This is a genomic window from Prauserella salsuginis (genome assembly GCF_024648885.1).
Taxonomy (GTDB): Bacteria; Actinomycetota; Actinomycetes; order Mycobacteriales; family Pseudonocardiaceae; genus Prauserella; species Prauserella salsuginis.
The window spans coordinates 233277-254212 of sequence record NZ_JANBBF010000012.1 but is presented as its reverse complement, the minus strand read 5'-3'; the positions used below and the strand labels follow the sequence as shown (position 1 = coordinate 254212).

Here is a 20936-nt window from a genome sequence, read left to right as displayed (position 1 = left end):
CCGCGCCGATGACCGGCGACGAGTACATCAACAGCCTCCGCGACGGCCGGGAGATCTACCTCCACGGCGAGCGGATCGACGACGTCACCACCCACCCGGCCTTCCGCAACCCGGTGCGGATGACGGCCCGGCTCTACGACGCGCTCCACACCGGTCCCCACGTCGACGAGCTGACCGCGCCGACCGACACCGGCAACGGCGGTGTGACCATGCCGTTCTTCAAGACACCGACCTCGTCCGCGGACCTGCTCAAGGAACGTGACGCGATCGCGCGCTGGGCCCGGCTGAGCTACGGGTGGATGGGCCGCTCCCCCGATTACAAGGCCAGCTTCCTCGGCACGCTGCACGCGAACCAGGAGCTGTACGCACCGTTCCAGGCCAACGCCGAACGCTGGTACCGCGAGTCCCAGGAGAAGGTCCTGTACTGGAACCACGCGATCATCAACCCGCCGGTCGACCGCAACCTGCCGCCCGACGAAGTAGGCGACGTCTACATGAAGGTGGAGAAGGAGACCGACGCGGGACTGATCGTCTCCGGAGCCAAGGTCGTCGCCACCGGCTCGGCCATCACCAACTACAACTTCATCGCCCACTACGGCCTGCCGATCAAGAAGAAGCAGTTCGCCCTGATCTGCACGGTGCCGATGGATGCGCCCGGGATCAAGCTGATCTGCCGGCCGTCGTACACCGAACAGGCCGCCAGGAACGGCACACCGTTCGACTATCCCCTGTCGAGCCGGATGGACGAGAACGACACCATCTTCGTCTTCGACCGGGTGCTCGTGCCGTGGGAGAACGTGTTCATGTACGGCGACGTCGATCGCATCAACGCGTTCTTCCCCCAGTCCGGATTCCTGCCGCGCTTCACGTTCCAGGGCGTCACCCGGCTGGCGGTCAAGCTCGACTTCATCGCAGGCCTGCTGCTCAAGGCGCTCGACGCCACCGGTTCCGGAGGATTCCGCGGCGTGCAGACCCGGGTCGGTGAGGTCATCGGCTGGCGCAACCTCTTCTGGTCGCTGAGCGAATCGATGGCCCGCGACCCCGAACCGTGGATCGGCGACGCGGTCATCCCGAAGCTCGAGTACGGGCTCACCTACCGGATGTTCATGATGCAGGGCTACCCGCGGGTCAAGGAGATCATCGAACAGGACGTGGCGTCCGGACTGATCTACCTGCCCTCCGGTGCGGCCGACTTCAAGAGCGACGCGGTGCGTCCGTACCTGGACAAGTACGTCCGCGGGTCCAACGGCATCACCGCCGTCGACCGGGTCAAGGTGATGAAGGCGCTCTGGGACTCGATCGGCAGCGAGTTCGGCGGCAGGCACGAGCTGTACGAGCGCAACTACTCCGGCAACCACGAGAACGTGAAGGCCGAGCTGCTGTTCGCCGCGCAGAACCGCGGCGGCGTCGCCCAGATGCGGGGGCTCGCCGAGGAGTTCCTCGACGAGTACGACCTCGACGGCTGGACGGTGCCGGACCTGTTCTGACCGGCCGGCTCACCGCTCCGGCCCGGACGTGACCGGCCGGCGACCGCGCTGCGGCCGCGGCGGACACCCACGACGAGTGCCCGCCGCAGCCGCCCGCGCCCGGGGCGCGGTCACCGAACCGGTGGCCCGCATCCCCGGCGCGACCCGCGGGGCCGGTGCCGGGAATACGACGTCGCATTCCCGACGCCGTATTCCCGGCACCGCGTTCACGAGTTCACTCGTCCGCCCCGGTTGATGGCCTCCCACACGCGGAACGGCGTGGTGGGCATGTCGATGTGATCCACGCCGAACGGTTGCAACGCATCGATGACCGCGTTCACGACCGCGGGGGTAGAGGCGATGGAACCCGACTCCCCCGCGCCCTTCACGCCGAGTGCGTTCGTCGGCGACGGCGTCACCGTGTGATCGAGCGTGAACCCGGGGAGCTCGGGGGCGGCCGCGACGAGATAGTCGGCGAGCGAGGCGCTCATGAGGTTCCCGTCGTCGTCGTAGACGGCGTCCTCGTAGAGAGCCTGGCCGATCCCCTGCGCGATACCGCCGTGCATCTGCCCGTCCACAATGGCCGGGTTGATCACGTTGCCGCAGTCGTCGACGCCGAAGTACTCGGGAATGGTGACCTTGCCGGTGTCGGTGTCGACCTCCACGACACACACGTGCGTGCCGAACGGGTAGGTGAAGTTCGGCGGGTCGAAGAACTGTTCCTCGGACAGGCCGGGCTCCATCCCCTCCGGCAGGTCCGCGGCCAGGTAGGCCGCACCGGCGACCTCCTGGATCGTCACGCTGCTGCCGGAGACCCCCGCGACCGAGAACGCGCCGTCGGAGAATTCGAGGTCCTGCTCAGCGGCCTCGAGCATGTGGGCGGCGAGCGTGCGCGCCTTGGCCAGCACCTTCTCACAGGCCAGGTGCACCGCGGTGCCACCGACCGCGGCACTGCGCGAGCCGTAGGTGTCCAGACCGTACGGTGACGACTGCGTGTCACCGTGGACGACCTCGACACTGTCCATGGGTACGCCGAGACGGTCGGCCACGATCTGAGCCCACGTCGTCTCGTGCCCTTGGCCGTGCGGCGACGTGCCCGTCACCACCTGCACCGCCCCGGTGGAGAGCATGCGCACGCTGGCCATCTCCCACCCCGGCGCGCCGAGCCGCAGGGCCGCGGTCATCTTCGAAGGGGACAGACCGCCGTTCTCGGTATAGCTGCACAGCCCGATCCCGAGCTGGACCGCCGCACCGGCCTCCCGCCTGCGACGCTGTTCGGCGCGCAACCGGTCGTAGCCGGCCAGTTCGAGGGCCTTGTCGAGCGCGACCTCGTAGTTGCCGGAGTCCATCTCCAGTCCTGCGGGAGTGGTGGCGCCGTTGTCGAAGGAGGGATGGTAGTTCCGCCTGCGCACCTCGGCCGGGTCCATGCCAAGCCTGCGTGCCAGCGCGTCCATCGCGCGTTCCACACCGTAGATGCCCTCGGTCCTGCCCGCACCGCGGTACGAATCGGTCGGCGTCTTGTTCGTGAACACGCCCTTGCACTCGATCGAGAACGAACCGAAGGAGTACACGCCGGGGAAGATGAAGGCGCTCAACAGCGGGATCCCGGGCGTGAGAAGCTGCAGGTAGGCACCCATGTCGGCGAGGATCCGCACGCGCATGCCCAACAGGGTGCCGTCCTCGCGCGCGGCGAGTTCGACGTACTGCACCTGTCCCCGTCCGTGGGTCATGGTCTGACTGTCCTCCGAGCGCGTCGCCACCCACTTGACCGGCACGGACAGCCGCCGGGCCAGGACGATGCCGATGCATTCCTCGGGATAGACGTTCAGCTTGCCGCCGAATCCGCCCCCGACGTCGGGGGCGACCACGCGCAGGTTCTGCTCGGGCACCGAACACACGCCCGCCAGGACGCTGCGCAGGATGTGCGGGATCTGCGTCGAGGAGTACAGGGTGAAACCCGACCCCGTCGGTTCCGGCGTGACCACGACGGCGCGATCTTCCATCGGTGTGGGCTGCAGGCGTTGCTGGAGATACCGTTCCGACACGGTGACGTCCGCCGCGGCGAACGCCTGGTCCACGTCGCCGGTCGCCAGCGACCACGTGTAGCTTTCGTTGCTGTCGAACCGATCGTGCACCAGTGGCCCGCCCGCGAGGCTGTCCTCCACGTCGAGAGCCGGGTCGCCGGGCTCATAGTCGACGTCGATGTACTGGAGGGCGTCCTGTGCCGCGGCGGCGTCTGCCGCGGCGACCACCGCGATCGCCTCACCAGCGAATCGCACCTGGTCCACGGCGACGGGCAAGTGATCGGGGATCCGAATGTCCTCGGTCACGGGCCAGGCGCAGGGAATGCCCGCCCACTCGTTCGAGAGGTCCGCACCGGTGAACACGCCGACCACGCCGGGGCGCTGCGCCGCCTCCGAGACGTCGATCGACTGGATGCGGGCACGGGCGAACGGACTGCGCAGCACCGCGATGTGCACGGTGCCGGGCGGCGCGATGTTACCGGTCCATCTGCCCTTGCCCGCCAGCAGCTGGGGATCCTCCTTGCGGGGGACCGCGGTCCCCACACTGGGGCGGAGCGTCTCGGTCATGGTTCACCCTCCTGCTACAGCGACGATCGGCGGTTCGGACGGGGACCGGGCATCCGACACGACGGCGGCGGTCCACAACGGACACGCCGGCGCCGGTGTCGCTACGTCGAGTCCGGCAACAGTTCCTCCAGCCACTTCGTGTGCACCGCCCCCGCACGGAGGTCGGGCTCGTCGAGGAGCCGCCGGTGCATCGACACCGTCGTGGGGACACCCTCCACCCGCAGTTCGGCGAGCGCCTGGCGGCCGCGCGCAAAGGCGGTGTCCCGGTCGGGACCGGAACAGATCAGCTTGGCGATCATCGAGTCGTAGAACGGGCTGATCCGATCGCCTGCGACGAAACCGGTGTCCACCCGAACCCCGGGCCCTCCCGGCAGATCCAACCTGGACAGATCGCCCGGCGTGGGCTGGAACCGGTTGTCCGGATCCTCGGCGTTGATGCGCAGCTCCACCGCGGCACCGCGGATCTGCACCTCGTCCTGGGAGAAGGAGACCGGCTCCCCCGCCGCGATGCGCAGCTGCTCGCTCACCAGATCGACCCCGGTGATGGCCTCGCTGATGGGATGTTCCACCTGGATGCGGGTGTTCATTTCGATGAAGAAGAACTCCCCAGACGGTGTCAGCAGGAACTCGACGGTTCCCGCACCCACGTAGCCGACCTGGCGCGCCAGCCGCACCGCCGCGTCGTTGATGCTCGCGCGCGTTTCGGCCGCCAGCCCGGGGGCCGGGGCTTCCTCGATGAGCTTCTGCCGGCGCCGCTGCACCGAACAGTCCCGTTCGAACGTGTGCACCACGTTGCCCGCGTGGTCGGCGAGGATCTGGACCTCGATGTGGCGGGCGCCGTCGATGGCCCGTTCCAGGTAGACGGTGTCGTCGCTGAACGCCGACCGGGCCTCGGCCTGCGCGGCGGGCAGCACTTCGGCCAGCTCGTCGCGAGACGCCACGGGCCGGATGCCCCGGCCTCCGCCACCGGCTGCCGCCTTGACGAGCACCGGATAACCGACGTCCTCGGCCGCCGCGAGTGCCTCGTCGACATCGCCGACCGCGCCGCTGCCGGGCACGACCGGCACCCCGGCCCGCTTGGCCGCGTCCCGTGCCGCAGCCTTGTCGCCCATCATCTCGATCGTCGACACCGCGGGACCGACGAACGTCAGACCTGCATCGGCGAACTCCTTGGCGGCACCCGGACGTTCGGACAGGAACCCGTACCCGGGGTGCACCGCGTCCGCACCGGTCGACACGGCCGCCTCGACGAGGGCCGCCGAGTTCAGATACGACTTCGCCGCGGCCGATTTGCCGATGTGCACGGCGGTGTCGGCCAACTGCACCCACCGGCCCTGCGCATCCGCATCGGAGTAGACGGCGACGGTCTCCAGACCGGCGGCGTGCGCGGCCCGGATGATGCGGACCGCGATCTCACCCCGGTTGGCCACCAGGACGCGCCTCATACCTCACCCAGCCGCACGATGTCCTGCCCCACGTCGACCTCGTCGCCGTCCTCCACGAGGAACTCGGCCACCGTTCCCGATTCGTCGGCCTTGACCTCGTTGAACGTCTTCATCACCTCGATCAGGGCGATGGTCTGTCCCTGGCTGATCTCCTCGCCGTCGTCGACGTAGACGGGCTTCTCCGGCGCGGGCCGCCGGTAGAACACGCCCGGCATCTGAGCTTTGATCGTCGTCATCGTGTCGCTGCCTCCCTAGCGTGCGATCTCGCGGCGGACCCGTTCGATCCGCTCGCGGCGGTCCCGCCTGGCCGCCAACGCCGTGTCCAGGTCCACCGAGGTGAACCGCACGACGTCACCGGTCTTCGTCTGCGCGATGCGGTCCCGGTCGACCGAGATCACCGTCCCGATGGTCGCGTAGCCGCCGCCGGTCACGGCGTCGTTCAGCAGGACGATCGGCTCGTCACCGCCCGGTACCTGGATCGAACCGACCGGGTAGCCGAGGTCGACGACGTTGGCCGGGTCGCTGCCCGCACCGAACGGCTGCTCGCGGTCGGTGAAGTCGAGCTTGCCGCCCCGCAACCGGTACCCCACACGGTCGGCGTCCTTGGTGACCTTCCAGTCGGTACCGAGGAACGAGGCCAGCGCGTCCTCGGTCAACCGGTAGGAGCACAGCCCGATGACCGTGCGCAGTTCCGCCGGGCCGGCCAGCTCGGGACGGAGCTCCTCGGGCACGACTGCGCCGGGGCGGGCCGATCCGTCGCCCGATCCCAGCGGCAGCGTCTCGTCGTCGACGAGCTTGCGGCCCTGGTGCCCGCCGATCCCGGTCAACGTGTACGTCGACCGCGAACCCAGGTACACCGGCACGTCGATGCCTCCACTCACGGCGACGTACACCCGGCAGCCCGCGCGGATCATGGCGAACCCCAGCACGTCACCGGGTCCGACGCGGATCGCCGTCCACGGCTCGACGGGTTCGTCGTTGACCGTCACCGGCACGTCGGCACCGGTCACGGCCACCACTCGGTCGTCGGTGAACTCCAGCGTCGGGCCCACGTAGGTGCCTTCCAGCACCCCGGCACCGTCCGGGTTGCCCACCAGCATGTTGGCCACGACCGCCGAGTAGACGTCCATCGCACCGGAGGGCGGCATCCCCATGTGGTAATAGCCGAACCTGCCCGTGTCCTGCACCGTCGTGTACAGGCCACCGGCTCGCACCAGCAGCTCGCTCATCGGTACAGCACCTCCAGCAGCTCGCGATTGACCGCGTCGGGGTCGGCCAGCAGCGAGGCCGGCTCGAACTCGACCTCACGAATGCGGTAGCGGAACGTGCCGCTCTCCACCTCGGAACGGGTCGACTCGAACTCGGCCATGTCGATCGCCCGGTAGCGCAGCACGTCGTTCGCGTTGGGGAAGCTGATGTCGTCGGCGAAGTCGGGAAGGCTCTGCGACAGGTCGAACACCGGAGCGGGCGCCATGCCGAACATCTGGTAGCCGCCTGCGCCACGCACCGGGTAGACCACCGCGAAGGCACCGCCGAACCCGAACGTGCGTTCCGGGGTGTCGGTGCGGGGCCGGACGTATTTCGGTACCTGGATCTGCCGGTCCCTCGGCACCAGCTGGTAGCAGAACGGCAGTCCCGGCACGAAGCCCAGCATCGTGACGATCCACGGCGCACTCGTCATCGCGTCGATCACGCCCTGCACGCTGTCGAAGCCGTTGATGCGCGCCGCGTATTCCAGGTCGGTGGCCTCGGGGTCCTGGTGCCGGTCCCGGAACCGCATGAGCGTCTCGTGTGTCCACGGGTCGTTGAACAGGACCGGGACGTCCACCACCCGGGTCTTGAGCACGTAGTCGTCGGGCAGCGTCCCGACCGTGGACTCGAGCCGGCGCAACTCCTCGACCAGTTCACGCGGGTCGAGGCGGTCGGGGTCGACCTGAACCATGTAGGAGGCATTCGACGGGCAGATGTCGACAACCCCTTCGATGGCCTCCTCGCGCAGCGCATTGGTCACGGCCATCCCCGCGAAGTTCGCCTCCAGGCTCATCGCCTGGTCCAGCTCGACGAACACGAACTCGTCCCCGCCGTACTCGTAACGCGCAGGTGGCAGTTGGATCTTCTCGGTCATCACCACGCCTCCCAATGTGTCGGCGATCACAACACTGTGCCCGCTGTGGCCACCCTCCGCCAGTGAAACTCTGTACAAAACGGCTCCGCGGCACTGGACAGAATGTGTAAAACCGCTGGTTATGCCCACGGCGAGCGATCTGACCGGCAATCCACAGCTCGGACTCACGCTCCGCGCGGGCAGCGCCGGTGCGGACCGCCCCATCTCGTGGGTCCACGCCAGCGAGCTCACCGATCCCACCCAGTTCCTTTCCGGCAGCGAACTGCTGCTGACCACCGGCATCGCACTGCCGGAGACCGAGGACGGGCAGGCCGCCTACGTCGGCAGGCTCGCCGCGGCCGGGCTGTCGGGGCTCGGTTTCGGGATCCAACTCGGACACGACGAGATCCCGAAACCGCTGCTGGCGGCGGCCGAGGCGGCCCACCTGCCGGTACTCGAGGTCCCGCACCACACGCCGTTCATCGAGATCAGCAAAGCCGTCTCGCAAGCGCTGGCGGACACCCGCAGCGCCGAGGCGCGGCGCTTCGAGACGGCTCGCAACGCGCTCACGACCGCGGCCGTGCACGGCGAGGACCTGGGCGGGCTGATCGGCAGGCTGGCCACCGAACTCGCCTGCTGGGCGGTGCTCCTGAGCCCCGACGGAACCGTGACGCAGGCGGAGCCCGCGGCTGCCGCCGAGCACGTACCGGCCCTGGCCCCCGACCTCGACCGGCTGCGCGCCGCACGCCTGCCCTCCAGCATCGGGTTGTCCGCCGACGGCGGACACGTCGCCGCTCATTCCCTGGGCGGCGGGCACAAGCTGGCGGGTTTCCTCGTCGTCGGCAGGGAACACGCCTTCGGCTCGACCGATCACCACATCACGCACGCAGCCGCCTCGTTGCTGTCCATCGCCTTGATCCGGACCCGGACCACTGCCGATACACGCTTGCGCACCACGGCGTTGAAACTGCTGCTCACGGGACACCGCACAGCCTTCGACGAACTCGCCGACCCGCTCGGCATGAGACTGCCCGACGAACCCGTCGTGGTTCTCGCCGGATCGGGTCACTCCCCCACCCTGGTGGACGGCGGCGCCTCATCGGACCTGCTGGCCGGGGAGCTCGACGGCGAGCTGATCGCCGTGGCGTCCGCGTCGCAACAGTTGCCGTCCGCACGCCACCTGGGCGTGTCGCCGCCGACCGGGTTGGACGGGCTGTCGGCCGCCTACCGGCAGGCCAGGCAGGCCCTCTCCGAGGCCACCCGCCGCGGCACGGCGGTGGTCCGGTTCGACGACCTCGGCGTCGGGCTGCTGCGTGACGTCGCCGACCAGGGCGTCGTCACCCGCGCCGAGGCGATGCTGCGCCCGTTGTACGACCACGACGCCGGGCAGCGCGGTGAGCTGGTGCGGTCGCTGCGCAGCTGGCTCGCCCACCACGGCCACTGGGACCCCGCTGCGGCGGAACTCGGCGTGCACCGCCACACGCTCCGGCACCGGATGAGCAAGGTGGCCGCACTGCTGGACTGCAATGTGGACTCACCCGACGTCCGCGCACAGCTCTGGCTGGCCATCCGGCTCGTGGCCTAACGGCGGGGCGGTCCGGTGCCGCGTCGGCGGCGGCGAAGTAGCCCGGAACGGTGGCGCGGCCTCCGCACCTGCGCGCCGGTGCGGAGGCCACCGCGACCTGCCGGTTCCGCGGGCGGTGCTGCATCTCGCGCCGCGCATTGTCGCGTCAGCACAGCGACAATTGGCCAGAACGTCCATTCCCACACCGGCCGCGGAAGACCTACCGTTGCCCGTTCCCGACGTGAAAGGACAGGCCATGAAGACAGTCATCGACCTCAACGCGGACGCAGGCGAGAGCTTCGGCCGATGGAAACTCGGGAACGACGCCGCGCTGCTTCCCCAGGTCAGTTCCGTCAACGTCGCCTGCGGCTGGCACGCGGGCGATCCGGGGACCATGCGCCGGTCGGTGGAACTGGCCGTGTCCAACGGTGTCGCACTCGGTGCGCACCCCGGCTTCCCCGACCTCGCCGGATTCGGCCGCCGTGCCATGGCGCTGAGCCCCGCCGAAGCCGCCGACGCCTGCCTGTACCAGTACGGTGCGCTGCGCGCCTTCGCCGACGAAGCAGGCGTCCCCATCGCCCACGTCAAACCGCACGGCGCGCTCTACGGGCTGACATTGCGTGACCCGGACGTGGCCGCCGCCGTAGCCGAATCCGTCACGAAGGCCGATCCGAACGTCCTGCTCGTCCTGCTGGCCGGGCCCACCGCACAGCGGGTGCTCGCCGACGGCTATCCGGTCGCCCGCGAGGCCTTCGCCGACCTCGACTACGACGACAACGGGCACATCATCATCGAACCCGTTCCGGAGGCCAAGGACCCCGACGTCTGCGCCCAGCAGGCCATCGACGTCCTGCGCGGCGGTGTCACCTCGGTCAACGGCAAGGCGATCGACGTCGACGCCGACACGATCTGCCTGCACGGCGATCGTCCGAACTCCCCCGACATCGCCAGGGCGATCCGTGCACGGTTCGAGCAGCACGGGGTGGCCACGGCGACGATGCACGACGTCGTCGCCGCTCGGAAGGGGTGACACGGTCCGAGATCGGCGTCGGACCGGCGGTTCGCAACGTCGGCCGGTCCCGGCGCATCGCGCGGGCAGCGTCTCCTTGCACAACGGGCGTATCATCGACCGACAGGGGTTCACCGACCGGGGAGCCGCCATGTGGATCGAGATCCTGAGCGCGATAGGAATCGTCGGCGCCGTCGGACTCGCGGCGAGCGTCCGGATCGTACGGCAGTACGAGCGTGGGCTCGTCTTCCGCTTCGGCAGGGTGCTCCGCGCACCCACCGAGCCCGGTATCAGGCTGCTCGTACCCGGCGTCGATCGTATGACCAAGGTCAACATGCAGATCGTGACGCTGCCCGTACCGGGTCAGGACGGCATCACCCGCGACAACGTGACCGTGCGCGTCGATGCCGTCGTCTACTTCAAGGTGGTCGATCCGGTACAGGCGATCGTCGGCGTCGAGAATTACCGGTTCGCGATGCTGCAGGTCGCGCAGGCGAGCCTGCGCAGGATCATCGGGGAGAGCAGTCTCGACGACCTGTTGTCCAACCGGCAACGGCTCAACGAAGGGCTCGAGCTGATGATCGACAGCCCGGCTCTGGGCTGGGGCATCCACATCGATCGCGTGGAGATCAAGGACGTCGCACTGCCCGAGACGATGAAACGCGCCATGTCACGGCAGGCGGAGGCCGAGCGCGAACGCCGGGGCCGAGTGATCGCCGCCGAAGGCGAGCTGCAGGCCTCGGAGAAGTTGGCCGAGGCGGCCGAACGAATGGCCGACACTCCCGCGGCCCTGCAACTGCGCCTGCTGGAGACCGTGGTGGAGGTCGCGGCGGAGAAGAACTCCACGCTCGTGTTGCCCTTCCCCGTCGAACTGCTTCAGTTCCTCGACAGCAAGTCCACGGGCAACCGCGGGCACGGCGCGGACGTCCCGCAGCAGGCACGCACCGAACGCGACGCGAGCGGCCGGAACGACGGAGCCGACGGCGAGCTCGACAGGACGGACAACCGTTCTCCCGAACGCACGACGTGACCCCCTGACATCTGTCACGGGGCATCGATGACGCCGGCCCTAGGACCACCGCCGCGGCACCGGCAAGACTGCGGAGCATGGTTCAGGAATCCGTCATCTCCGCCCGGAACGTGCACATGTCGTTCCCCGACGGCACCGGCGGCCACATCCGCGCCGTCGACGGGGTCGACCTCGAGGTAGCGCGCGGAGAAGTACTCGCCCTGCTGGGCCCCAACGGAGCAGGCAAGACGACGCTGCTCGACATCCTGCTGGGACTCACCACCGCCCGATCCGGCGACGTCAGCGTCGGTGGCCAGCCGCCGCGGGCCGCCGTGCAGACCGGCAGGCTCTCCGCGCTGCTCCAGACCGGAGGGCTGCTGCCCGATCTGACCGCAGCCGAAACGGTGCGGATGATCGCCGCGCTGCACGCCGATCCGGCCGACGTCGACGAGGTCATCGACATCGCGGGCGTACGGCCGTTCGCCTCACGGCAGGTCGGCAAGTGCTCGGGCGGCCAGCAGCAGCGACTGCGCTTCGCGCTCGCGCTGCTTCCCCGCCCGGAAATCATCGTGCTCGACGAGCCCACGGCGGGAATGGACGTCTCCGCGCGGCACGAGTTCTGGGACCGGATGCGAGCACAGGCGGACGAGGGCATCACGGTCATCTTCGCCACCCACTACCTGGAGGAGGCAGAGCAGTTCGCACGCCGGACGGTGCTGATGAACAGCGGCCGTGTGCTCGCCGACGGACCCACCGACGAGGTGCGGGCCCGAGCAGGTGCCGCGTACGTGACGGTGACCTGGGACCCGGCGGCCGACGAGCTCGAGCGGCTGCCGTTCGTGATCCGAACGACCCGGGAGGGGGCCCGGATCACCTTCCGCACCGAACGGCCCGATGAACTCGCCCGGCATCTGCTCACGAGCACGGACGCACACGGTCTCACCGTGCGGCCGGCCAGTCTCGAGGAGGCGTTCCGCCTGCTCACCGAGGAATCCACCGACACGGGCGACACCGAACGCCCGGCGACCGCCGCCCCCGAGGAGGTCTCGGCATGACGACCGCGACAAGCCCGCACAACCACGTCCGGGGCGGCTACAGCCTGGGCAGGTACATCGCCATGGACTTCTGGCGGAACCTGCGCAACATCGGCAACAGCTTCTTCGTGATCGTCCTGCCCACCGCGCTGTTCCTGTTCTTCGGCGCTTCGATGGACTGGTCCGGCGAACCGGTGGGCGTGGGCAACGTCAGCGCCTGGACCATGATCGCCATCGCCTCGTACGGCGCGGCCATGGCCACGACGTCGATGGCCGGATCGGCGGCGCTCGAGATCCAGCAGGGCTGGGGCAGGCAGCTCGCGCTGACGGCCATGCCGCACGGGGCTTTCATCGTCGCCAAGGCCGCGATCGCCGTGGCGATCGCGGCGCTGCCGGTGCTGGTCCTCAACCTGGCCGGGATCTTCACGGTGGCCGACATGCCACCGGGCGTCTGGCTGGCCACCGTCGGGCTGACGATCGCCGGATCGCTCCCGTTCGCCTTCTACGGCCTGGCGGTCGGGTTGAGCTTCCGGTCCGACGCCGCCGTCGGAGCGGCGACCGGGTTGCTGGTGATCTTCAGTTTTCTGGGCAACGCGTTCACACCACTGGACGGGGTGCTGCTCGACATCGGCCGATTCACCCCGATGTACGGGATCGTCGCACTGGCCCGCTATCCGCTCACCGGGGGCGACCTCGTCTCCATGGGCGGAACGTCCGGCAGCGATCCACTGTGGATGGTGCTGGCGAACGTCGCCACGTGGACCGTCGTGTTCGCCGTCGCGTGCCTGTTGCTGCAGCGCCGGCGAACCACCCGGCACTGATACCGGACGCGACGGGCATCGGGCAGGATCGGGGTCATGGGGATGCGCATCTTCCGGTTGTTGTACGCAGGGGTATGGCTGGTGTTCCTCGCCATCCCCGTGACCTCCATCGCCACGTCGGAGGCCACGGGGGGCCTGCGGCTGCTCGCGCTCGCCGCCACGGCGTGCTTCGTCGTGGTCTATCTGGGGGTGTTCTGGCACGACGCCGAGGACGGCAACGCCGCGCAGGTGCGACGCCGGATCATCGTCCGAATCGTCGTACTGGCGATCCTGGCCGCCGCAACCGTGCCCGCAGCCGGGTACACGGCGGTCACGTTCGCCACCTTCCTCACCGCGGCGTTGGTGTTCAGCCTCCCGCTGCGGTCCGGGCTGGTCAGCGGCGTCGCGGTGTGGGCGGCCGCCTGCGTGATCGCGCTGCCGTTCGCCGACACGTGGTGGCCCACCTTCGGCACGGGGCTCGGTGTGGTGTTCATCGTGGTCATCCGCCTGGCGGACCACCACGAACACCGGCAGCTCGACACCGAGGAGGAGTTGCGCCATGCCGCTCAGCGCGACGCCATCGCCCGTGACGTCCACGACGTGCTCGGGCATTCGCTGACCGTGCTGTCCATCCGCGCGCAGCTGGCCAGGAGGATGATCGACATCGACCCGGAGCGGGCACGGGAGGAGATCGACCGCATCGACTCGCTGGCCCGCGAATCGCTCGGGCAGGTGCGCTCGACCGTGGCGCGGCTGCGCACGCCGTTGCTGGCCTCGGAGGCGGAGACGGCGCGGGAGGTGCTGGCGGCCGCCGGGATCACGGCCGACGTCGACGTGCACGCCGTCGAGGGGGCGGACGCGGAGCTCTTCGCCTGGGCACTGCGGGAAGCGGTGACCAACGTGGTCCGTCATTCGCAGGCCTCGACCTGCCGCGTCAGCGTCCGGCCGGGACGGTTGCGGGTCGAGGACGACGGCGTCGGCACCGGCGACGAACCCCGCGGCGGCGGCTCGGGGCTCCGCGGACTGCGGGAACGGGCGTCGACGGCCGGGGCGTGGCTGACCCTGTCGTCGCGCTGTGACGATGACGAGCGCCCCGGAACGGTGTTGGAGGTGGGCCGCGCGTGATTCGACTGCTTCTCGCCGACGACCAGGATCTGGTCCGCGGCGGTCTGGCCGCTCTGCTGTCGTTGGAGCGCGACCTCGACGTCGTCGCGGAGGTCGGGCGCGGCGACCAGGTGCTGCGCGCGGTGACCGAGCACGAACCCGATGTCGCGCTGATCGACATCGAGATGGCGGGCGGCGACGGGATCGATGCGACCGCGGCGGTGACCGCGTCGGGATCGCCCTGCCGGTGCCTGATCGTGACCACCTTCGGCAGGCCGGGATACCTGCGCAGGGCCATGGAGGCCGGGGCAGCCGGGTTCGTCGTCAAGGACACCCCCGCGGACCAGCTCGCGCAGGTCGTGCGCCGCGTGGCCGGCGGGGAGCGAGTGGTCGATCCCGCGCTGGCGGCCGATTCCCTCGCGGGAGGCATCGACCCCCTCACCGACCGCGAACGGGAGGTGCTGCGTGCAGCCGCCGACGGTGCGTCGGTGCGCACCGTCGCCGCGCAGCTGCACCTGTCCCCCGGTACGGTGCGCAACCACCTCTCCTCGGCCATCGGTAAGACCGAGGCGGAGAACCGCTACGCCGCGGCGCGGCTTGCCCGCGATCGGGGGTGGATCTGACGTGACCGTGCGAACGGCCGGGCAGGGGGCGGCCGTTCGCACGGTCACGTCGCGCGCAGTGCGTACAACGCGATTCCTGCCGCAACACTCACGTTGAGCGAGCTCTTCTGCCCGTACATGGGGATCTGCAGCAGCAGGTCGCACCGGGACCGGAGGTCCGGGTCGATGCCGCGCACCTCGTCCCCCAGCACCAGGGCGACCTTCGCCCCGGGCGAGTAGTCGCCCAGGATCACGGCGTTCGGGTCGATCTCCAGGCCGGCGATCGTGTAACCCTCACCGCGCAGCGAGTCGAGCAGGGTGTGGACGTCGTCGTGCCGCTGCAGCGGCATGGTCCGTTCCGCGCCCGCGGCGGCCTTGGCGAGCCTGCGCGTCTGCCGTGCCGCCACCACGGGGTCTCGTTCGTCGCCCGGATGCTGCGGGTACGGGGTGAACCCGGTGATGTGCACCGTGTCCACGGCGAAGACCTCCCCGGTCCGCAGCAACGAACCGACGTTGTGCGCCGAGCGCAGGTTGTGCGCGACCACGACGATGCGGCGTTCATGGTGTTCACCGGAGGTGCCGCACGGGTCCGCGGCGCCGACCCCGCCACGGGAGTCATGCTGGGTGGACGTGTCGGGCGCCTCCGCCGGGGTGCCGAGCCGTGCAGGAGCGCTGGGATGATCGTGCGTGTCGGGCTGTCCGGGAGTACTCACGGCACAGGAACGCTAGCAGGCCGCTGCCCCGGACTCTCCGGCGTCGTCGACACCCTTGGGCTGCAGGGGCTCGCTCCGGAGTTGCGGACCCCGGACGAGCGCCATCGGCAGACGGTCGCCGCAGCCGGCCGGCGATGGTCGCCGGCCGGCTGCGGTGTCCCGACCGGAGCGACATGTCGCCGGCCCATGAGCGAACGGTTCCCTCACGGGCCGGCGAGACGCGGTCTGTCGGCTCGGTCTACACCGCTTCCGCGACGGACTCGCCGGCCTTCGCCTCACTGGGCGACTGACGGACGAGCAGACTGCCGACCACGCAGATCGCCAGGTTGAGCACCAGGCCGATGAGTCCACCGTGCACCCCGTAGAGCGTTTCCACTCCGGTGAGCGTCATCGTGCTCGCGAGGACGGCGCCGGCTGCCATCCCCCAGAACACCGGGCCGGAGGCGAGCCGTCGCCAGTACAGCCCCAGAACGAAAGCCGGAGCCAGCTGCACGAGCAGCTCGATCTTGAGCACGAAGATCTCGACGAGGGTGGCGGGCGGGTTCCAGGCGAGCAGGAGGAGAGCGAACACCACCACGACCCCGACACCCTTGCCGATGATCACCTGCCGATGCTCACCGATCTCTCGTTTGGCATACCGGGCGTAGAGGTCCTTGGACACGAGGGACGAGAAGCTCAGCAACGCCGAATCCGATGTCGACACGATGGCCGCGACAATGCCACCGACGAACAGCAGCATCACGACGTAGAACACCGGGTTGATACCGGCCACCGCATTGGTGAGCCTGCCGACGAGTTGCTCCGACTCGTCGTCGGACAGCCCGGGGAAGATCTGCGTGGACAGCAGTCCGACGCAGAAGACCGCACCGGCGGTGATCAGCGGCATCCAGACCATCCGCTTCAACGAACGTTTGAGGGTCCGTTCGCTGCGCGCCGAGTAGATCCGCTGGATCGCGTGCGGATACATCGCGATACCGATGCCCACGAGCAGAATCATCGAGAACCAGTTCACCGACTCTTCCAGTGGCGGAACGGCGACCGCATCCGGCCGCTGCTCCACCAGATACTGCGTGGTCTCGGACCAGGATCCGCCCGCGAGCACGAAGCCGCCGATCAGCAGGGCGACGATACCGACCAGCAGGGCGATCCCCTGCATCACGTCGGTCAGCGCCACCGCCCGCATTCCGCCCATCCACGAGTAGATCAGCATCACGAAGACGAACACCAGTACACCGACCTGGTACGGCACGGTGTCACCGGTCAGGCCCGAGATCGCCTGACCCATGGCGATGAGCTGTTCGAGCAGGTAGCTGGCCAGTCCCCACAGCATGAGCACGGTGGCGAGCAACGCGACCGCGGGGGACGAGAACCGGTGCCGAACCCAATCGGTCGGCGTGATGAAGGAGTGCTTCTTCGCCACCGCGTACAGGCGCGGCGCGAACAACAGGTATCCGGCCATCACCACGGTGAAGAACGTGACCGACTGCCACCAGGGGAATCCCACTCGGTAGGCCTGGGGCGCGTAGCCGATGACCGTGTTCCCGCTGTACTGCGTGGCGTAGAGCGTGAAGAACAACACCAGGACGCCGAGATTGCCCCCGGCCAGGTAGTAATTCTTCATGCTGTGCCGCATATTCGGCTGGCGACGGCCGGAGAAGTAGCCGATGAGCAACATGAGAACGGCGAAACCCAGCAGGACGCCGATCCCCGTCCAGCCGCCGAAGGTCAGGTTCTCCACGACTCGCTCCCGTCCGTCGATGCCTCCGCGGTGTCGGCTTCCTCGGCGTCTTCCACCAGGTTCCAGTGCTTGGACAGGGCCCAGTGCAGGAAGCCGCACACCCCGATCGACGACGCCACCGCGACCAGCGTCCACACGGGCAACCCGAACACGAGCGGGTGCAGCGTTCCCGGCGGTAGATACCACGGGATGCCCACCAGAACGATCGCGAGGAGGCCGATCCAGATCCACGGATTACGGATCGGCTCCCTCCGCCGCGATGGGGCCGATTGAGACACAAGGACTCCTCTCCTGCTCGGACTGACGCTGTCCGGCGGGCGGATCCATCACAGTCCTGCACTACGGGTCACGCGGAACGTCGAACGTGACCTCGCAACCGACGCCACCGCGTTACTGCCGACGACTAGCCCGCGATGTGAGCTAGCACTCCATGATGTAGGGGGTTAGCATGCGGCGATCGGGACCTGTAGTCAAGGCGCAATCTTCTCGCAACGTCGACGGCCGCGTCCACAATGCGGGACTACTCGCGATAGCCGATGCTCGCCGACAGCCGCTTCGCTGCGCTGATCACCAGTGGTGCGATCCGTTCGGCGTCGGCCTCGGTGAAACGTTGGATCGGTGCACCGATTCCGACAGCCGCGGCGATGGTGCCCGCCATGTCGAAGACCGGAGCGCTCAGCGAACCGGCGCCGGCGGCGCGCTCCTCGAACGTCGCCGAGTAGCCGGCTTCGCGAACCTCGGCCACTTCACGCTGCAGGTCTTCCAGCGACACGACCCGGTTGTCCTCGGGACTCCGCAGCCCGCTGTCGATGGCGTCGCGCCACGCGTCCGGGTCGTGCGCGAGAAACACCTTGCCCGCCGAGCCGACGTGCAGCGGCATGACCATCCCGACCATGAACCGCCGGATCACCACGTTCCGGACCTCCGAGAGCGACACGATGGTGCGATGGGGGCCGTCGCGCACCTGCAGGAAAGAGGTCTCACCGGCGGCATCGCGCAGCTCCTCCAGAACCGGACCGGCGAGCTTGACGAGGTCCAGCCCGTATGTGCCGGGCGCGGCCCAGCGCACCATCCCGAGCCCGATGCGGTAGACATCGCCGTCCTTGCTCAGAAAGCCCTCACTGACGAGGTTCTGGACCAGCCGCTGACACGTGCTCGGCGGCAGCCCGGTGCGGTTGACGATCTCGCGCAGTCCGAGCTCGGGTTCGTCGAGCGTGAAGCATTCGAAGATCCGTCGAAGCTTCTGCAGCACCAGGATCGGGCGCGCCGAGCCTGCGGAGGTCTCCGTTCCGCCGGAGTCCGTCCCGCCGGGGTCCTCGGGCGCGTTCGCGGCGTCGGTCACGGACTCTCCTCCCCATGGGCTGCGGTGCCGACCGTACCGCAATGTGGGATTGCCATGACGAACGACGACGTCGCCCACTCCCATTGACACCCAGAAGCAACCTGCATTCTAATTCAACAACCCACATTGTGAGCACGACGCTCGGAAGGGTGGTCCGATGGACGACTCCGCAACGTCGCAATCCGATTCCCGGTCGGGTCCGCTCGCCGGTATCACCGTGCTGGAGATGGGCAACTTCATCGCCGCACCGTCGGCCGGTCGGTTGCTCGCCGATTTCGGCGCCGAGGTGATCAAGATCGAACGCCCGGGTACCGGCGACGAACTGCGCAGTTGGCGGCAGCACGGGGCGGACACGTCCCTGTTGTTCCGGGTTCTGGGCAGGAACAAGAAGTCCGTGACCCTCGACCTGCGTACCGAACAGGGCCGCGACATCGCGCTGCGACTGGCCCGGCGGTCCGACGTTCTGTTGGAGAACTTCCGGCCGGGAACCCTGGAACAGTGGGGCCTCGGCCCCGACCGGCTGCACGAGATCAATCCGGAGCTGGTGGTGACCAGGGTGTCGGGGTACGGCCAAACCGGACCGTACCGGGATCAACCCGGCTTCGGCGGTGTCGCCGAAGCCGTGGGCGGCCTGCGCCACCTCACCGGCTATCCGGGCATGCCACCGGTACGGGTGGGAGTGAGCCTGGCCGACTCCGTCGCCGGGCTCTACGCCGTCATCGGCACCCTGATGACACTGTTGCGGCGCCATCGCGGCGGCTCCGGTGCGGAGATCGTCGACGTCGCGCTCTACGAGGCCGTCTACAGCCTGACCGAATCGCTGGTACCGGAGTTCGAGGCCTTCGGCGTGGAACGCGGCCCGTCCGGCAGCACCATTCCCGGGGTGGTCCCGTCGAACAGTTATCTCTGCTCCGACGGGAAGCACATCGTGATCGGCGGCAACAACGACGGCATCTTCCATCGCCTCATGCACCTGATCGAACGGCCGGACCTGGCCGACGATCCACGACTGCAGGACAACCGCGGGAGGGTGGCCCACGTCGAGGAGGTCGACGACGCCATCGCGGCGTGGACCGGGCAGCGCGACCTGGCGGGCGCACTCGACGAGCTCCGCTCCGCGTCAGTCCCTTGTGGACCCATCTACACCGCACAGGAGATCGTGAACGACCCCCATTACACGGCGCGGGGCATGCACGAACAGCACACCGTACCCATCGACGACGAGCACAGCACCGACATCTCGGTACCCGGTGTCGTGCCGAAGCTCGCGGGGACGCCGGGTGGAACCCGGTGGCTCGGCCCCGAACTCGGCCGTCACACCGCCGAAATCCTGGCGGGAATCGGCATCGAGGAGTCCGAACAGGACGAACTTCGTGCGGCGGGAGTGATCTGACGTGGCCGATGTACTCATCACCGAGACGGCGCTGCGCGACGGGTTGCAGAACGAACCCGGGATCGTGCCGACGTCCACCAAGGTGCAACTCGCCCGGCTGCTGGTGGAGGCCGGGTTCACCTCGCTCGAGATCGGCGCCTTCGTGCGCCCCGACCGGGTCCCGTCGATGGCCGACACCGACGAGGTCGTCACCGCTCTCGGCGCCGTTCCCGGTGTGGCGCTGCACGCTCTGGCCTTCAACTCGGCCGGTGCCGAGCGAGCGGTGGCGTGTGGAGTGGACAGCGTGAGACTCACCGTCTCGGCCAGTGACGGGCACAGCCAGGCCAACACCGGCGCCGCCACGGCACGGGCGCTGGAACGGTTGGAGCGGTGCGCGAGGACGCTCACCACCGCCGGTGTCCGGGTGGAAGCAGCCGTCGCGACCGCATTCGTGTGCCCGTTCGACGGCGATACCGACCCTGCGCGGGTGTCACACGTGGTCGGCGAGCTCCTCGAGATGGGGGCCGAGCGGATCCACCTGGCCGACACCATCGGCGCCGCGCACCCGGCCCAGGTCTGCCGCACGATCGCCACGGTCCAGGACGCCTACCCCGAGCTGGAGCTGGGCTTGCACCTGCACAACACCTACGGCATGGCACTGGTGAACGCCCGTGAAGCCCACCGAGCGGGCATCCGCAGGTTCGACGCCGCCGTCGGCGGGATCGGCGGCTGCCCGTTCGCTCCCGGCGCAGCGGGCAACATCGCCACCGACGACCTGGTCAACCTGTTCCACCACGACGGCGTCGACACCGGAATCGACCCGGCTGCACTCACCGAAGCTCGAACGCAGCTACGCACGGCGGTCGGCCGCGAACTCGACTCGGCCCTGGCGGCCGTACCCGCGGCACCCGTGCCCCGGCCGTTGCGCGGCGTGGGTGCCACATGACATGACCGCCGAATCCACTGTCGTTGTCAGATATCCGCAGACGTGACCGCACGTGGAGGTATCGGCTCCACGCAATGAGGACCCCCGCGCACTCCCG

The 20936-nt window shown here is 69.0% G+C and carries 19 protein-coding genes; 10 read left to right on the top strand and 9 right to left on the bottom strand.

The window, feature by feature from the left end:
* Positions 1-8 precede the first annotated feature (8 nt).
* Positions 9-1487: a 4-hydroxyphenylacetate 3-hydroxylase family protein gene (locus LY40_RS19030; RefSeq protein WP_228726466.1), complete on the top strand. Its 1479-nt coding sequence runs from the start codon at positions 9-11 to the stop codon at positions 1485-1487.
* A 206-nt stretch (positions 1488-1693) separates the two neighbouring features.
* On the opposite strand, the gene LY40_RS19025 is transcribed toward LY40_RS19030, so the two are convergent.
* The 5 genes from LY40_RS19025 to LY40_RS19005 all read right to left on the bottom strand — a co-directional run bounded on the left by LY40_RS19025 (position 1694) and on the right by LY40_RS19005 (position 7627).
* Complete coding sequence (locus tag LY40_RS19025) at positions 1694-4057, bottom strand: xanthine dehydrogenase family protein molybdopterin-binding subunit (RefSeq protein ID WP_258937684.1); 2364 nt, start codon at positions 4055-4057, stop codon at positions 1694-1696.
* A gap of 101 nt (positions 4058-4158) precedes the next feature.
* Positions 4159-5502 (bottom strand): acetyl-CoA carboxylase biotin carboxylase subunit, encoded by a 1344-nt coding sequence (locus LY40_RS19020; RefSeq protein WP_258937683.1) that lies wholly within the window; start codon positions 5500-5502, stop codon positions 4159-4161.
* Complete coding sequence (locus LY40_RS19015) at positions 5499-5738, bottom strand: acetyl-CoA carboxylase (RefSeq protein WP_258937682.1); 240 nt, start codon at positions 5736-5738, stop codon at positions 5499-5501. Before LY40_RS19015 ends, LY40_RS19020 begins: the two co-directional genes overlap by 4 nt.
* Before the next feature lie 15 nt (positions 5739-5753).
* Entirely contained in the window at positions 5754-6731 is a 978-nt protein-coding gene (locus LY40_RS19010) for a 5-oxoprolinase subunit C family protein (protein ID WP_258937681.1), read from the bottom strand.
* A complete protein-coding gene (locus tag LY40_RS19005) occupies positions 6728-7627 on the bottom strand; it encodes a 5-oxoprolinase subunit B family protein (RefSeq protein WP_183784477.1) in 900 nt (299 codons plus the stop codon). Before LY40_RS19005 ends, LY40_RS19010 begins: the two co-directional genes overlap by 4 nt.
* A 121-nt stretch (positions 7628-7748) precedes the next feature.
* Between LY40_RS19005 and LY40_RS19000 the strand changes: the two genes are divergently transcribed.
* From LY40_RS19000 to LY40_RS18970, 7 genes are all read left to right on the top strand, one after another.
* Positions 7749-9191: a PucR family transcriptional regulator gene (locus tag LY40_RS19000; RefSeq protein WP_258937680.1), complete on the top strand. Its 1443-nt coding sequence runs from the start codon at positions 7749-7751 to the stop codon at positions 9189-9191.
* 235 nt (positions 9192-9426) lie between these two features.
* A complete protein-coding gene (locus tag LY40_RS18995; RefSeq protein ID WP_258937679.1) occupies positions 9427-10200 on the top strand; it encodes a LamB/YcsF family protein in 774 nt (257 codons plus the stop codon).
* Positions 10201-10330: 130 nt separating this feature from the next.
* The gene (locus LY40_RS18990) at positions 10331-11209 is read left to right on the top strand and encodes a slipin family protein (protein WP_183784470.1); all 879 of its coding nucleotides are present in this window, start codon (positions 10331-10333) and stop codon (positions 11207-11209) included.
* A gap of 77 nt (positions 11210-11286) precedes the next feature.
* Positions 11287-12243 (top strand): ABC transporter ATP-binding protein, encoded by a 957-nt coding sequence (locus tag LY40_RS18985; RefSeq protein WP_258937678.1) that lies wholly within the window; start codon positions 11287-11289, stop codon positions 12241-12243.
* Complete coding sequence (locus LY40_RS18980; protein WP_258937677.1) at positions 12240-13043, top strand: ABC transporter permease; 804 nt, start codon at positions 12240-12242, stop codon at positions 13041-13043. The genes LY40_RS18985 and LY40_RS18980 overlap by 4 nt, the downstream gene beginning before the upstream one ends.
* Before the next feature lie 36 nt (positions 13044-13079).
* Entirely contained in the window at positions 13080-14147 is a 1068-nt protein-coding gene (locus tag LY40_RS18975) for a sensor histidine kinase (protein WP_258937676.1), read from the top strand.
* Complete coding sequence (locus LY40_RS18970; protein ID WP_258937675.1) at positions 14144-14749, top strand: response regulator; 606 nt, start codon at positions 14144-14146, stop codon at positions 14747-14749. Before LY40_RS18975 ends, LY40_RS18970 begins: the two co-directional genes overlap by 4 nt.
* Positions 14750-14793: 44 nt before the next feature.
* Here LY40_RS18970 and LY40_RS18965 read toward each other — a convergent pair whose 3' ends face one another.
* From LY40_RS18965 to LY40_RS18950, 4 genes are all read right to left on the bottom strand, one after another.
* Positions 14794-15441 carry a TrmH family RNA methyltransferase gene (locus LY40_RS18965; protein WP_258937674.1) on the bottom strand — a complete coding sequence of 216 codons (648 nt, stop codon included), beginning with the start codon at positions 15439-15441 and terminating at the stop codon, positions 14794-14796.
* Positions 15442-15679: 238 nt separating this feature from the next.
* Entirely contained in the window at positions 15680-17179 is a 1500-nt protein-coding gene (locus LY40_RS18960; protein ID WP_183784462.1) for a sodium:solute symporter family protein, read from the bottom strand.
* A complete protein-coding gene (locus LY40_RS18955) occupies positions 17167-17457 on the bottom strand; it encodes a hypothetical protein (protein WP_183784460.1) in 291 nt (96 codons plus the stop codon). The genes LY40_RS18960 and LY40_RS18955 overlap by 13 nt, the downstream gene beginning before the upstream one ends.
* A 242-nt stretch (positions 17458-17699) precedes the next feature.
* Complete coding sequence (locus LY40_RS18950; RefSeq protein ID WP_258937673.1) at positions 17700-18521, bottom strand: IclR family transcriptional regulator; 822 nt, start codon at positions 18519-18521, stop codon at positions 17700-17702.
* A gap of 157 nt (positions 18522-18678) precedes the next feature.
* Between LY40_RS18950 and LY40_RS18945 the strand changes: the two genes are divergently transcribed.
* Positions 18679-19914, top strand: a complete 1236-nt coding sequence (locus LY40_RS18945; protein WP_258937672.1) for a CaiB/BaiF CoA transferase family protein — start codon at positions 18679-18681, stop codon at positions 19912-19914.
* A 1-nt stretch (position 19915) separates the two neighbouring features.
* Positions 19916-20839 (top strand): hydroxymethylglutaryl-CoA lyase, encoded by a 924-nt coding sequence (locus LY40_RS18940; protein ID WP_258937671.1) that lies wholly within the window; start codon positions 19916-19918, stop codon positions 20837-20839.
* The last annotated feature ends 97 nt before the right edge of the window (positions 20840-20936 follow it).

Excerpts from the sequence above, each read along its gene's own strand:
- LY40_RS18980 (WP_258937677.1), top strand. The coding sequence starts at position 12,240 with ATGACGACCGCGACAAGCCCGCACAACCACGTCCGGGGCGGCTACAGC.
- LY40_RS19015 (WP_258937682.1), bottom strand. The coding sequence starts at position 5,738 with ATGACGACGATCAAAGCTCAGATGCCGGGCGTGTTCTACCGGCGGCCC.
- LY40_RS19020 (WP_258937683.1), bottom strand. The coding sequence starts at position 5,502 with ATGAGGCGCGTCCTGGTGGCCAACCGGGGTGAGATCGCGGTCCGCATC.
- LY40_RS19030 (WP_228726466.1), top strand. The coding sequence starts at position 9 with ATGACCGGCGACGAGTACATCAACAGCCTCCGCGACGGCCGGGAGATC.
- LY40_RS18975 (WP_258937676.1), top strand. The coding sequence starts at position 13,080 with ATGGGGATGCGCATCTTCCGGTTGTTGTACGCAGGGGTATGGCTGGTG.
- LY40_RS19005 (WP_183784477.1), bottom strand. The coding sequence starts at position 7,627 with ATGACCGAGAAGATCCAACTGCCACCTGCGCGTTACGAGTACGGCGGG.
- LY40_RS19000 (WP_258937680.1), top strand. The coding sequence starts at position 7,749 with ATGCCCACGGCGAGCGATCTGACCGGCAATCCACAGCTCGGACTCACG.
- LY40_RS19025 (WP_258937684.1), bottom strand. The coding sequence starts at position 4,057 with ATGACCGAGACGCTCCGCCCCAGTGTGGGGACCGCGGTCCCCCGCAAG.
- LY40_RS18995 (WP_258937679.1), top strand. The coding sequence starts at position 9,427 with ATGAAGACAGTCATCGACCTCAACGCGGACGCAGGCGAGAGCTTCGGC.
- LY40_RS18990 (WP_183784470.1), top strand. The coding sequence starts at position 10,331 with ATGTGGATCGAGATCCTGAGCGCGATAGGAATCGTCGGCGCCGTCGGA.
- LY40_RS18945 (WP_258937672.1), top strand. The coding sequence starts at position 18,679 with ATGGACGACTCCGCAACGTCGCAATCCGATTCCCGGTCGGGTCCGCTC.
- LY40_RS19010 (WP_258937681.1), bottom strand. The coding sequence starts at position 6,731 with ATGAGCGAGCTGCTGGTGCGAGCCGGTGGCCTGTACACGACGGTGCAG.
- LY40_RS18985 (WP_258937678.1), top strand. The coding sequence starts at position 11,287 with ATGGTTCAGGAATCCGTCATCTCCGCCCGGAACGTGCACATGTCGTTC.